The 13436-nt window shown below is 67.4% G+C and carries 11 protein-coding genes and 2 rRNA genes; 12 read left to right on the forward strand and 1 reads right to left on the reverse strand.

Features of this window, described 5'->3' with window-relative positions:
• The first annotated feature begins 171 nt into the window (after positions 1 to 171).
• From rrf to pheT, 8 genes are all read left to right on the forward strand, one after another.
• Positions 172 to 288, forward strand: a 5S ribosomal RNA gene (gene rrf / locus G554_RS0108780).
• A 348-nt stretch (positions 289 to 636) separates the two neighbouring features.
• Positions 637 to 1389: a translation initiation factor IF-3 gene (gene infC / locus G554_RS0108785; RefSeq protein ID WP_154654241.1), complete on the forward strand. Its 753-nt coding sequence runs from the start codon at positions 637 to 639 to the stop codon at positions 1387 to 1389.
• A 146-nt stretch (positions 1390 to 1535) separates the two neighbouring features.
• A complete protein-coding gene (gene rpmI, locus G554_RS0108790; protein ID WP_027587612.1) occupies positions 1536 to 1742 on the forward strand; it encodes a 50S ribosomal protein L35 in 207 nt (68 codons plus the stop codon).
• A 140-nt stretch (positions 1743 to 1882) separates the two neighbouring features.
• Positions 1883 to 2254: a 50S ribosomal protein L20 gene (gene rplT / locus G554_RS0108795; RefSeq protein ID WP_027587613.1), complete on the forward strand. Its 372-nt coding sequence runs from the start codon at positions 1883 to 1885 to the stop codon at positions 2252 to 2254.
• 13 nt (positions 2255 to 2267) lie between these two features.
• Complete coding sequence (locus G554_RS0108800; RefSeq protein ID WP_027587614.1) at positions 2268 to 3074, forward strand: TrmH family RNA methyltransferase; 807 nt, start codon at positions 2268 to 2270, stop codon at positions 3072 to 3074.
• A gap of 428 nt (positions 3075 to 3502) precedes the next feature.
• Positions 3503 to 5179: a DUF2339 domain-containing protein gene (locus G554_RS15590; protein ID WP_036925248.1), complete on the forward strand. Its 1677-nt coding sequence runs from the start codon at positions 3503 to 3505 to the stop codon at positions 5177 to 5179.
• 94 nt (positions 5180 to 5273) lie between these two features.
• The gene (gene pheS / locus G554_RS0108810; protein WP_084648440.1) at positions 5274 to 6431 is read left to right on the forward strand and encodes a phenylalanine--tRNA ligase subunit alpha; all 1158 of its coding nucleotides are present in this window, start codon (positions 5274 to 5276) and stop codon (positions 6429 to 6431) included.
• Entirely contained in the window at positions 6428 to 8947 is a 2520-nt protein-coding gene (pheT, locus tag G554_RS0108815) for a phenylalanine--tRNA ligase subunit beta (protein WP_027587616.1), read from the forward strand. Before pheS ends, pheT begins: the two co-directional genes overlap by 4 nt.
• Before the next feature lie 60 nt (positions 8948 to 9007).
• Here the strand turns inward: pheT and bioB are convergent, their stop codons facing one another.
• Positions 9008 to 10063 carry a biotin synthase BioB gene (bioB, locus tag G554_RS0108820; protein ID WP_036925250.1) on the reverse strand — a complete coding sequence of 352 codons (1056 nt, stop codon included), beginning with the start codon at positions 10061 to 10063 and terminating at the stop codon, positions 9008 to 9010.
• A 125-nt stretch (positions 10064 to 10188) separates the two neighbouring features.
• On the opposite strand from bioB, the gene G554_RS15595 reads away from it, so the two are divergent.
• From G554_RS15595 to G554_RS0108840, 4 genes are all read left to right on the forward strand, one after another.
• The gene (locus tag G554_RS15595; protein WP_051232799.1) at positions 10189 to 10830 is read left to right on the forward strand and encodes a TetR/AcrR family transcriptional regulator C-terminal domain-containing protein; all 642 of its coding nucleotides are present in this window, start codon (positions 10189 to 10191) and stop codon (positions 10828 to 10830) included.
• A 64-nt stretch (positions 10831 to 10894) separates the two neighbouring features.
• Positions 10895 to 11428 (forward strand): arginine repressor, encoded by a 534-nt coding sequence (gene argR, locus G554_RS0108830; protein ID WP_027587618.1) that lies wholly within the window; start codon positions 10895 to 10897, stop codon positions 11426 to 11428.
• Between the two features lie 79 nt (positions 11429 to 11507).
• Positions 11508 to 12767 (forward strand): tyrosine--tRNA ligase, encoded by a 1260-nt coding sequence (tyrS, locus tag G554_RS0108835; protein WP_027587619.1) that lies wholly within the window; start codon positions 11508 to 11510, stop codon positions 12765 to 12767.
• A 603-nt stretch (positions 12768 to 13370) separates the two neighbouring features.
• Positions 13371 to 13436 (forward strand): 16S ribosomal RNA (locus G554_RS0108840); the annotation flags it as partial.

A 13436-nucleotide genomic window follows, 5' to 3' on the forward strand; every position in this document is an offset into this window, starting at 1 on the left:
TGACCGGTACTAATAGGCCGAGGGCTTGCCCTCACAACAATCTACAAACGATCGCGCATATCCACTGTGCGGCTCTGAACCACCACACCCCCCCAGGGGGTGCTGGTCCAGGAGCCCCTGACAACACCACCCCCTCGACCCAGGTCGAGGGACGTGGTCCCATAATCTTGTGCCGGTGGCCATGGCTGAAGGGAAACACCCGGTCCCATTCCGAACCCGGAAGTTAAGCCTCCACACGCCGATGGTACTGCCCACGCCAGTGGGTGGGAGAGTAGGACGCCGCCGCACAACCCACTTAGAACAAGCCAGGCCCCGCACCACAGTGCGGGGCCTCGCTTGCGTACACACACCACGAGGGGCCGACACCGCGTGCGAAACTCCGGGCCGGCAGTGGTTCCTCGGCCCCGGCTCACTGCCTGCTCGGACTTGGAGATCGGCAGGACGAGGAGTATTGTCTGCCGAAGGACCGTTTCAGAGGCGGTCCGTGGAAGCGGAGGCCTGACCTCCCACCCGGGCGAGCGCGAGCCCGCCGGGTCGAGACAACATTCCTGTTCGTCGTGACTCCGCGCAGTTGCCGGAGTCGGGTCGGTGTGCAGATGGATGGTCCCGGAGCGCATGCGCCCGGGGCGATGGCTCATGTCAGGCTCCCGTGACTCCACGGGAGCCTTTTCTGCATCGGTCGCAGAACACGAGATCTTTGGAGGACCCATCAGTACTGAACCGCGCATCAACGAGCGGATCCGAGTTCCAGAAGTGCGTCTGGTCGGCCCCAACGGGGAGCAGGTCGGCATCGTCCGGGTGGAGCAGGCAATGCAGTTGGCCCATGAGCACGACCTCGATCTGGTCGAGGTCGCCCCGATGGCCAGGCCACCGGTCGTCAAGCTGATGGACTACGGCAAGTTCAAGTACGAAGCCGCTCAGAAGGCGCGCGAGTCGCGGCGCAACCAGTCGAACACGGTGATCAAGGAGATGAAACTCCGCCCGAAGATCGACGACCACGACTACGAGACGAAGAAGGGCCACGTGGTCCGCTTCCTCAAGGGCGGGGACAAGGTCAAGATCACCATCATGTTCCGTGGTCGCGAGCAGTCCCGCCCAGAGCTGGGCGTGAATCTGCTCAAGCGACTGGCCGATGACGTGCAGGAGTACGCCACCGTCGAGTCGCCGCCCAAGCAGGAGGGCCGCAACATGTTGATGATCCTGGCCCCGACCCGCAAGAAGACCGAGGCCCGGGCGGACCAGAGGGTTGAGAGGGACCGCAAGGCGGCGCAGCGCGCTGCCGATGCCGAGGCCGACAAGGTCTACGAGGCCAAGCAACGCGCCTCATCCGCCCAGTCACGCAAGAAGAAGGGTCCTGCCGACAACATGGACCCCGACATCGATCTGTGACGGGTCATTGACAGATGGCGGGCTCGCCCGCCATGAACACAGACTTGGGTGCTCTCCGCTTCGGAGGGCACCCGCCGAACCGGGTCTGCCCGGTTCACCCGGAGTCCCACGGACTTTGGGCCGACGAGAACGAATGGAGTCATCCCATGCCGAAGATGAAGACCCACTCCGGGGCCAAGAAGCGTTTCAAAGTGACGGGGTCCGGCAAGGTCACCCACGTCAGGGCGGGTAAGCGCCACCTCAACGAGCACCTCGCTTCGCGTCAGACCCGGCGTCTGACCGGCGAGGCAGTGCTCCCCACCGGCCAGGCCAAGAAGATCCGCAAGCTGCTCGCCGGCAACGACGGACGCTGAGAGAGTCCCGGCCTCCCGCCGGGCTCGCTCTGACCTGCGGCACTGACCGCACAGGCGCCCTGCGGCGTCACCCCACACCTCCCGTGACCGACCCGAGTCGGAATCCGGGACATCAGACTTGAGTAACAAGGAGAACAACGATGGCACGCGTCAAGCGTTCCGTGAACGCCAAGAAGAAGCGTCGCGAAATCCTGGAGCAGGCATCCGGCTACCGCGGGCAGCGGTCGCGGCTCTACCGCAAGGCCAAGGAGCAGGTGCTGCACACCGGCACCTACTCGTTCCGGGACCGCCGGGCCAAGAAGGGCGACTTCCGTGCGCTGTGGATCCAGCGGATCAATGCTGCTGCGCGCGCCGACGGCATCACCTACAACAGGTTCATGTACGGCCTGAAGAACGCGGGCGTCGAGGTGGATCGCAAGATCCTGGCCGAGCTTGCCGTCAGCGATCCCTCCGCCTTCTCCGGACTCGTCGAGGTCGCCAAGGCCCACCAGTCCCAGCCCGCGGCTGCCTGACATCACCGAGTCGATGACCGGCGGGTCGAACGCAGTGGCGCCCATTTCCAGGAACGCCCTGCGATCGGCCCGCCGTTTGCTGTCGCGACGAGGGCGCGAGGAGGCCGGCCTGTTCCTGGTGGAGGGGGCCCAGGCCGTCCGCGAGGCGCTGAGCTTCGGCTCTCGCGTCACCCTGGTCGCCAGTTCCCAACCCGACCGGGACGCCGACCTCATCGCCGCTGCCCTTGCTCGCGGCATCAGGGTGGTGACCCTCACCGAGTCCGACGTCGCGGCCCTGTCGGAGACCGTGACGAGTCAGGGACTCTTTCTCATCTGCGAGCTGGTCGCCAGTGCGCAGCTGCCGCGGATCGCCGATCCACGTTTGGTGGTGATCTGCGCCCAGGTCCGGGATCCGGGTAACGCCGGCACCGTCATCCGCTGTGCTGACGCATTCGGCGCCGACGCCGTGGTGCTCACCAAGGGCTCGGTCGACCCGCACAACTCGAAGACGGTGCGCGCCTCGGTTGGCTCGGTCTTCCACCTGCCGGTGGTCGCCGGCGTACAGTTGGAGGAGGCCATCGGGTGGGCCCACGCGGGCGGTCTTCAGGTGCTGGCCGCCGACGGCGGTGGGCGCAGCCTCGACGAGCTGGCCCGCCATGACGAGCTGTCCGCTCCCACAGCATGGCTGCTGGGTAATGAGGCCTGGGGCCTGCCCGCCGAGCAGAAGGCACTGGCCGACCAGGTGGTCGGGGTACCCATGTGGGGTTCTGCGGAGTCCCTCAATCTGTCCACCGCCGCGGCGGTCTGCCTGTACACGACTGCCAGCGCCCAGCGCCACTAGCGGCCGTTGCGGCGCGGTGACGGCCCGATGCGACGTATCTTCGGGGCATGGTTGCTGATCGAGGACGACCTGCCACTCCCGACGATGTGATGCGGGGCCTGACCGAGTTGACCAGGCGCAACGGTGAGCTGCGTGCGGACATTCAACGTCTGGAGGCCACCGTCGCCAGGCTGAGTGAGACCTTGGCGAGACCGTCGGGTCAGCCTCAACCTCCGCGGGCTGCGCCGCCGGCCCGATCGCAGCCGATCACCCCCGCACGGTCTCCGCAGCCCTCCTGGCCCGACCAGAGAGGACAGCCCCGCCCCGGTCCACTGGCCTGGCCCCCTGCGGGCCTCGGTGCACCGTCAGGGCCGCCCTCGAGGCTGGACGAACGCGCCCTGCAGGGGGCTGGAGCTCGGTTCGTTCCGGGGCAGCCGCCAGCGGCGCCGATGCCCACCTCGGTGCCGCCCGCACCGAGGGCGTCGCGTCATCGCGCCGCGATCTCCGGTGCGGTGGTGATCGGGGCGGTGGGAGCGGCGGTGCTGCTGGCCGGGGTGGTGATGCTGCTGGTGCTGGCCGCCCAGCACGGCTACTTCGGCCCATCGGCCAGGGTGCTGGCATGTGGCGGACTGGCTGTGGCACTGGTGATCGCCGGACTGCTGGTGCGCCGGCGTCAGCACGACAATGTGGGTGCGGTGGTCCTGGCCGGTGCCGGGCTGGCCGCCGGATACCTCGACATCACGGCGATGACCTGGCTGATGGACGTGCCGGTCCGCGCTGCCGTCGTGGCAGCCGGGCTGCTGGCCCTGGCGGGACTGGCACTGTCCTGGTGGTGGGGCGCCGAGCTGCTCGGCGTCATCGCCACCCTCGGAGCGCTGATCCTGGTGCCCGCGGTCTCCGCCGGTGACCCGCTCACCTCCGCCACCTTCCTGCTGCTGCTCACTGCGGTGACCATGCCCGCATCATGGCGCGATGGCTGGCATCTGCTACTGGCCTGCCGGGTGCTGCCCACCGCGATCTACCTGTCGGGACTGATGGGCGCCATGCACACCGGGGACCCCCGCAGCGATCTGCTGCGCACCGGCGCGGTGGTCTGTGCGGCGATCCCCTTCGTGGACTGGTGGTTGCTGCCACCGATGGCACGGCGCCTCAGCCGGCTCGGGGGATCCGGGCCGACAGCCCGAACGGTTCAGGCCCATGGCCTCACCGTCGTACCGCTGGTGCTGCCACTGTGGGTGGCAGCAGCCACCTCACAGGGCTGGTGGGCTGTCGTCCTGGCAGTGCCACTCGCGGTGGTCGCAGCGGTGCACTGGTACCTGGTCGAGGAGCCGGCGATGGTGGCCGGATGCACCGTGGCGACGGCGATGGCCGCACTCGCCGTCCCGATCGCCGCTCTGAACGGCGACTCGATGTGGATCTGCCTCGCGGTGCTGTGCCTGGCTTTTCTGGGGATCCACCGACTCACCGGCCAGCTCGCCGCGATGGTGGTCGGCTGCGCGATCGCGGCGCTGCTGCTGGTGGATGCTCTTCCGCGGGTCCTCGGCCACTACCGCTCCGAGTCGGTCTCGGCAGCCGGACTGGCAGCGGCGACCGGACTGGTGGAGACGGCCGCCATCGTCGCCGCGCTGCTGGCGATCGGTGCGGTGGTCCCTGGCAGGGTGGGCGATCCCGCTGCTGCCGGAGCCATGCCCTCGGGTGGCGCGGTGTATTCGGGTGGCGCGGTGCATTCCGCCGGCGGGGCCCAGGTGCGCGCAGGTTGGATCGTTGCCGCGGTGGCCTCGGCATGCCTGCTGCTGCGGGCACCGGTGGCCGACACCACCGATGCCCTCGCCATCCTCGCGGGTCACCCCGACGGAGCACCCACCGTGGGGCGCGGGCTGAGCACGTTGTGTGCCGCGGTGATCATCACTGTGCTGCTGATGCGCTCCCGAGGTGCCGGGCGTGACGCCGCGACCCGTCGCGTGAGCGGGTACGTGCTGATGGGCCTGGTGGTGACCAAGCTCTTCCTCCACGACCTGGTGAACCTGGACGGCGTCGTGCGGGTGATCGCCTTCATCGGCGTCGGCCTGCTGATGCTGCTGCTGGCCACCGCCTACTCGCGCAGTATCGATCCGCCCGCCTCCTGAGGCGGATGGGCGTCCCGGACGCGGTATCACTAGTATGACGAGATGTGCCGGTCACCCGGCCATCAGATGACAGACAGTTTCGAGGGGAAGGCCCATGAGCGGTCCCAACACCAACGACGACCCCGGGCAGCACATTGCAGCGCAGGCCGGCGCAGAGCCGGCCACCACGGTGTCGCAGATCAGTGCCCTCGATCCTGAGCAGGTCCAGGCCCGTGTCGACGAGGCCCTGGCCGCCATCGCCGCCGCCTCGACCACCGCCGAGCTCAAGAGTGTGCGGATCACTCACACCGGCGACCACTCCGCGCTGGCGCTGGCCAACCGACAGATCGGCAGCATTCCGGCTGCCCAGCGCAAGGCGGCCGGCAAGCTGGTCGGAGCCGCCCGTGGCCGGGTCAGGCAGGCCCTCCAGGAGCGCATCGGCGAGGTCGCCGCCGCTGAGCTGGAGGCCACCCTGGTCGCTGAGACGGTCGACGTGACACTGCCGGTCGCCGACCATCCGCAGGGTGCCATGCACCCGCTGACCGCGCTCATCGACATGGTCTCCGACGTCTTCACCGCGATGGGCTGGGAGATCGCCGAGGGCCCCGAGTGCGAGTCCGAGTGGTTCAACTTCGACGCCCTCAACCTCGGCACCGACCACCCTGCCCGTGCCCTCCAGGACACCCTGTGGGTCGATCCGGTCTCCGATGGCAAGTGCTTGCGCACCGCCACGAGCCCGGTCCAGATCCACACCCTGCTGGCCCACGGCGCCCCGGTGCGCATCATCAGCCCCGGAAAGGTCTTCCGCGCCGACGAGTACGACGCCACCCATCTTCCGGTCTTCCACCAGGTGGAGGGGCTGTGCGTCGACAAGGGCATCTCGATGGCCCATCTCAAAGGGACCCTCGACCATTTCGCCCAGTCGATCTTCGGGGACGTGACGACCCGGTTCCGGCCTCACTACTTCCCCTTCACCGAACCCAGTGCCGAGGTCGACGTCGAGTGCTTCGTGTGCCACGGGGCCTCGGTCGGCGATCCCGCTCACCCGTGCCGGACCTGCCGTTCGGAGGGATGGATCGAGTGGGGCGGCTGCGGGATCGTCAACCCGCGGGTGCTGGCCGCCTGCGGCGTCGACACCGAGGTCTACTCCGGATTCGCCTTCGGAATGGGACTGGACCGCACGGTGATGGTGCGCAACAACGCCTCTGATCTGCGCGAGTTCGTCGAGGGCGACATCCGATTCAGCCGCTCACTGCTGGGAGAAGCACGATGAGAGTACCGATGTCATGGCTGCGCGCCATGGTCGATCTGCCCGAGGACATCAGCACTGAGCAGGTGGCCGCGTTGATCACCGAGCACACCGCCGATGTCGAGCGGATCGAGTCGATCGGTGGCGAGGTGAGTGGCCCGGTCGTCGTCGGCGTCGTCGTCTCGGCCGACCCCGAGCCGCAGAAGAACGGCAAGACGATCATGTGGTGCCGGGTCGACGTCGGGGCCGGGCTCAACGCCGAGGGTCATCCCAAGAACTCCGAGGGAGCCGAGCAGGGCAGAGGGATCGTCTGCGGGGCCCACAACTTCACAGTCGGCGACCACGTCGTCGTCTCGCTGCCCGGAGCGGTGCTGCCGGGGGGATTCGAGATCTCGGCCAGGCGCACCTACGGGCACATGTCCGACGGGATGATCTGTGCCTCCGACGAGCTGGGCACCGGCACCGACCACACCGGCATCGTCGTCCTGCCGCCGACCTTCGAGGGCCGCGCCCTGGTGCCGGGAGAGGATGCCCGCCCGATCCTGGGCATCCCCGAGGACGTCCTGGAGATCGACGTCACCCCCGACATCGGCTACTGCATGTCGATTCGCGGGATCGCCCGGGAGGTCGCCCAGGCCCTGGGGATCCGCTTCCACGACCCCTACGCCGAGAGCCCGGTTGAGCCCACCGACGGGCCGGTCCCGGTGCGCATCGACTCGCCGGCCTGCAGCCAGTTCATCACGATCCCGGTCTCCGGCCTGGATCCTGCGGCCAGCACCCCGGGTTACATCGCCGACCGCATCACCCGGGCCGGGATGAGGCCCATCAACCTGGCCGTCGACGTCACCAACTACGTCATGATCGAGTCCGGACAGCCCTTGCACGCCTACGACGCCGCCAAGGTGCAGGGCACCCTGGTGGTCCGCAAGGCCTCCCAGGGTGAGGGACTCACCACCCTCGATGACACTGAACGAGTGCTGGATCCCGACGACCTGGTGATCGCCGATGACTCCGGAGCCATCGGACTGGCAGGTGTGATGGGCGGTGCGAGCACCGAGATGACCGCCCAGTCACGAGACATCATCCTGGAGGGCGCGCACTTCGATCCCATGACGGTGGCCCGGGCCTATCGCCGTCACAAGCTGGGATCCGAGGCATCCCGGCGTTTCGAGAGGGGTGTCGACCCGGCCTGCGCGCACGCCGCGGCGGCCCGGGCGGCCCAGCTGCTGGTCGAACTCGGGGGTGCCACAGCCGGGGAGCCGACCGTCGTGGGCACCGTGCCAGCCATGCCGCAGACGCGGATCTCCTGCGAGCTTCCGGGCCGGATCCTCGGCCTGGAGGTCTCTCGCGAGCAAGTCATCGAGATCCTGCAGGCATCGAAGGTCGAGGTGACCGCCATGGGGGACTCCCTCACGCTGGTCCCCCCGACCTGGCGCCCCGACCTCGTCGACCCCTACGACTACGTCGAGGAGGTCGGGCGCAAGATCGGGTTCAGTCAGATCGAGGCGAAGCTGCCTCCGTTGACGGCGGGCGGTGGACTCACCCGGGCCCAGCACGACCGCCGGGCCGCCCTGCACGCGGTGGCCGATGCGGGTTTCGTCGAGGTGATCTCGCTGCCCTTCATCGGGGACTCCGATCTTGAGCGGCTCCAACTGGCAGCTGCCGATCCGCGTCGTCGCACCGTGCGGCTGGCGAATCCGCTCGACGACACCCGCTGTTACCTGCGCACCAGCTTGCTGCCCGGGCTGTTCCAGGCGGTCTCCCGCAATCTGTCGCGGTCCCAGGAGGATGTCGCGCTGTTCGAGTACGGCACCGTCTTCCTGGCCGGTGAGCCGGCCAGGGCGCCGCGGCCGTCGGTGGCGCACCGACCCAGCGATGAGGAGCTGGCCGAGATCGCTGCGGCGCTACCCGATCAGCCTCGGATGCTGGCCGGGGTGCTGACCGGCAACTGGTTGCCCGACCGCTGGAACGGTCCTGCGGTGCCAGCCGACTGGACCCATGCTGTGCTGCTGGCGCAGGCCGCGGCCCAGGCCGTCGGCGTCACCCTGGAGCGGCGCAGCGATCCGCTGGCGCCATGGCATCCGGGCCGGGTCGCGGCTCTGATGGCCGATGGTGCGACGATCGGCCATGCCGGAGAGCTGCACCCCACGGTCTGCAGGGATTTCGGGCTGCCGGCCCGCAGTTGCGCGGTGGAGCTTGATCTGGACGCCTTGCTGGCGGCCGCTCCCGCCGGTGGCAGGATCGTCGCACTGTCCAGCTTCCCGGTGGCCAAGGAGGATGTCGCCCTGGTGGTGGACGCCGCCACCGCGGAGGATCAGGTCCGCCAGGCCCTGGTTGACGGCGGCGGAGAGCTGCTGGAGTCGGTGGACCTGTTCGACGTCTACACCGGCGAGCAGGTCGGTCCCGGCCGTAAGTCGCTGGCGTTCAATCTGAGGCTCAGGGCCCCCGACCGCACCCTCAAGGATGCCGAGGCGGCCCAGATCAGGGATGCCGCAGTGGCCGAGGCCACCCGCCGCTTCGGAGCGGAGCTCCGGTCCTGACCCCGAGGCCGGACCCCCGGCCGCAGGAGCCCTGTTCCTGCGGTCGGGTGGGCCCGGCGATCAGGCATTCGCCGGCAGCCGGCTGCCGATCCCACGATGGCGGATCGGCACCTCGGTGGGTTCGGCGAGGGAAGCCTCCGCCTGACCCTCCGGGACGAATCCGGCGTCCCGGATCATGTCCAGGTCCTTCGTCCCGGCGGCACCCTCACTGGTGAGGTAGTCGCCCAGGAAGATGGAGTTGACAACCTCCAGGGCGAGTGGCTGCATGGTACGAAGGTGCATCTCGCGGCCGGCCGCGGCACGAACCTCCGCATCGGGGTGGATGAAGCGCACCATCGACAGGATCCGCAGGCAGCGCTGAGGGGTGAGTTCCCGGCCCTGCCCCTGCAACGGGGTGCCCTCGAAGGGCAGCAGGAAGTTCACCGGCACCGAGTCGACCTGGTGGCGGCGCAGGTCCCAGATGACGTCGACGAGCTCCTCATCGGTCTCGCCCATTCCGGCGATCACCCCCGAGCACGGGGAGAGCCCGTTGCGCTTGAGCACCTCGACGGTGTCCATCCGGTCCTGATAGCTGTGCGTGGAGCAGATCGCCCCGTAGTGGCTGCGGGAGGTGTTGGCATTGTGGTTGTAGGCGTCGGCCCCGGCCCGATGGAGGGTGGCCGCCTTCTCGTCATCGACGAATCCCAGGCAGACGCAGACCTCGACGCCGGGATGTCTGGACTTCAGATCGGCGACCAGGGCGCTGACGCGATCGACGTCCCGACGACTGGGCCCATGACCGGAGGCCACCAGACAGACCCGGCGAGCACCACCGGCGATGCCGGCCTCCACCGCCTCGTCGACCGTCTTGGGATCTGCCCAGGAGTAGGTCATGATGTCGGCCCTGGAGCCGAGCCGCTGGGAGCAGTAGGAACAGTCCTCCGGGCACAGCCCGCTCTTGAGATTCACCAGATAGTTCAGCCTCACCCGGTTGCCGAAGAAACGGCGACGCAGGCGACCGGCGGCAGCCACGATCGGCATCGTCATCTCGTCTGGGCTGCGCAGGATCTCCAGCGCCTGCTCGGGGTCTGCAGAACGTCGGTTCAGTCCGGCCTGCACCATCTCGGCTAGATTCATGATTGGCTCCCGGTTCGTCAGTGCGATGGTCCCAGCGTTCTTGAACGCTGTTCAAGTTGAACGGTGGTCAATATACCCGGCGGACCTCGACCCGGTCATCGTTCAGCTGCGACAGGAAGGCCCAGATGTCACTGAATCGACAGGACGTGGTGCGAGCGGCGGTTGACGTGCTCGACCGCTACGGCCTCGAGGACCTCACGATGCGCCGTCTGGCCGGACTCCTGGGGGTCAAGGCGGGTGCCCTGTACTGGCATGTGACCAATAAGCAGACGCTGCTGGCACTGGTGAGCGATGAGATTCTCCAGGAGCTCGACGACGCCTCCAGGCTCCGTCCCGATGCCGATCCCACAGCGGTCGGGTCGCAGCCCGACACCGGGCTGGCGGAGGGTGTGAGGCGATGGGCCGGTCAGTTCCGGGCCGCACTGCTCAGGCACCGGGACGGCGGTGAGGTGGTCGCCTCGACACTCCCGGTCGGGCTGGGCAGGGTCGACCCCGCCGCGGAGGTGTCGGCAGTGCTGGCGCGGTACGGATTCTCCAGCCATCAGAGGCGGTACGGGTCCCGGGCGCTCGTGCACTTCATCCTGGGCCATGTCATCGAGGAGCAGACCCGCTCTCAGCTGCACGAGCTCGGAGTGGTGGCGCAGTTCGACGGTCGGGCCGAGGAGGAGGATTTCACCGACGGCCTGGAGCTTCTGGTGACGGGTCTTCGTGGGTTGTCCGCCGACGGCACCGCGGACCCCTCCCGAGTTGAGAATGCCGAGATCTGACTGCATACTTATGCTGAATAGTGCATGGTATTCGAGGGTCTCGGCCCTCCGGGATGGAGCCAGGATGTCGGAGTGGAGCAGCGGGGCACCGGCGTCGCGCACCGCGCGCCAGGCACGGATCCGGGATCTGGTGTCTGCCGGTCATGTCTCCTCCCAGTCCGAACTCGGCCAGAAGCTCGCTGAGGAGGGCATGGCGGTCTCCCAGGGCACACTGTCCAGGGACCTGGTGGAGATCGGTGCGGTCCGCGGCCGCGACATGGAGGGAAACCCCTGCTACACGATCCCGGCCGGCGAGCACCCCTCCGACGTCACCACCGGATCCCCGGCCTGGAGCCGGCTCGCCAGGCTGACCCGGGAACTGTGCACCGGCGTGCAGCACAATGAATCGCTGGTGGTGCTCAAGACCCCGCCGGGAGCAGCGCAGTACTTCGGATCGGCCATCGACCGGGCCGGCTCGGCCGTCATCCTGGGCACCATCGCCGGAGACGACACCATCGCGCTGATCTGCAGCCAGGAGGTCAGCGGCCACGAACTGGCCGAGGCGTTCTGCGAGATGGCCGAGACCGGGCTGCCGGCTGCGCTGCTGGCGCGGGGCTGATATCACCAGGTCGTGGTCACGACCGGCCGGTAGGGTGTCCTGGGCAGACACCTTGAAGACCCTCAGAGGAGAAAGTGCTGTGGACAGCGTCCTGGATGAACTCGAGTGGCGCGGCCTGATGGCCGGCTCGACCGATCGCGAGGCCCTCGAGGCCCATCTTGATCAGGGGCCGGTCACCTTCTATGTGGGCTTCGACCCGACTGCCTCCAGCCTCCACATCGGACACCTGGTCCAGCTGATGCTGGTCCGTGCGCTCCAGGAACGCGGCCACCACCCGTTGCTGCTGGTGGGCGGGGCGACCGGGCTGATCGGCGACCCCAAGATGACCGGCGAGCGGAAGATGAACGACGCCGAGTTGGTGGCCGGGTGGGTGGACTCCATCAAGTCACAGGTGAGCAAGTACGTGGATCTGGACGGGCCCAATCCCGCCCGGCTGGTCAACAACTACGACTGGACCAGCCAGTACTCGGCGCTGAACTTCCTCAGGGAGGTCGGCAAGTACTTCTCGGTGAACCGGATGCTGGCTCGAGATGTCGTCGCGCGGCGCCTGGAGTCGGGAATCTCCTACACCGAGTTCAGCTACGTCCTGTTGCAGTCCCTGGACTTCGCCGAACTGCACCGCCGGTACGGCTGCACCCTGCAGACCGGTGCCCAGGACCAGTGGGGGAACATCACCGCCGGGGCCGATTACATCCGCCGTAGCACCGGTGACGTCGTCCACGGTCTGGTGACGCCGTTGCTCACCAAGGCTGACGGCACCAAGTACGGCAAGACGGAGTCGGGAACGGTGTGGATCGATCCGGATCGCACCAGTGCCTACGCCTTCCACCAGTTCTTCCTGAACGCCGAGGACGCCAAGGTCATCGACTACCTGAAGGTCTTCAGCCCGCGCTCCCACGAGGAGATCGATGAGCTGGCCAGGCTCACCGCCGAGGAGCCCTGGCGTCGCGCCGCCCAGCATGCCCTGGCCGATGACATCACCGATCTGGTGCATGGAGTCGATCAGCGCAAGGCGGCCGAAGCAGCCGGAAAGGCACTGTTCGGGCGCGGCGACCTGGCCGAACTCGATCAACGGACCGTGCGGGCGCTGGCCGCCGAGCTCGGGGCCGTTGCACTGCCGGCAGGGGAGATGCCCACCATCCCGGAGGCCCTGTCAGCCTCCGGTGTGGTCGAATCAAGATCTGCCGGGCGTCGCGCGGTCGCCGAGGGCGGCGCCTACCTCAACAACGTCAAGATCACCGACCCCGAGCAGCGCCTGGCGCCCCAGGACTTCCTGCACGGAGAGGTCGCTCTGTTGCGCCGTGGCAAGAAGACCGTCGGAGCGCTCACGCTGGCCTGAGCCGACCGAGGCCGAGACGGATCCTGACCGGGCCGGAGACTTGCCGGCCCCGTGACAGGTGTGTAGAGTAGGCCGAGCCCTGTGGGGCTGGAGGGAAGGGACCGATGGTCCTGGAAGCCCGGTTCCGAGGGAGCGTCCGAGGTGACATCGGATGGATTTGATACGGAAGATCGTTACTGCTAAAGTCGAGCGGGTCGCTGGAACAGCGGACCGAATGTGAGAATGCAGCTCTCAAGCCAATGAGAGGTGTTGTTGATCAGTTCGGTGATCTTGATAGAGCGACAGAATTACGAGGTTCTTCCGGCCGGTTTGACCGGTCGGTGAGAATCAAGTAATGTAGAGCAAGTGCTCCAAGCCGGGGTGTGAGTCCTGGTGCGGGTCGTGTGTGATGTTTGAGAACTCAACAGTGTGTCTATTTTTTGGTCAATAATTTTGTTGGTTGATGCACAACTTGGTTGTGTGTCGGATTTATTGATTCCTTTGATTGATTTCGATTGATCATCTGATGGAAGTCAGTTGGTTTGTTGGGGTTTGTTTTGGATTCTTTGATGTGGTTGCCTGTGCTGCTGCCTGTTGTTGTGGGTGGTGGTTGGTGATATTTTTTCATTGGAGAGTTTGATCCTGGCTCAGGACGAACGCTGGCGGCGTGCTTAACACATGCAAGTCGAA

The sequence above is a fragment of the Acidipropionibacterium thoenii DSM 20276 genome, from assembly GCF_000423445.1.
Lineage (GTDB): Bacteria > Actinomycetota > Actinomycetes > Propionibacteriales > Propionibacteriaceae > Acidipropionibacterium > Acidipropionibacterium thoenii.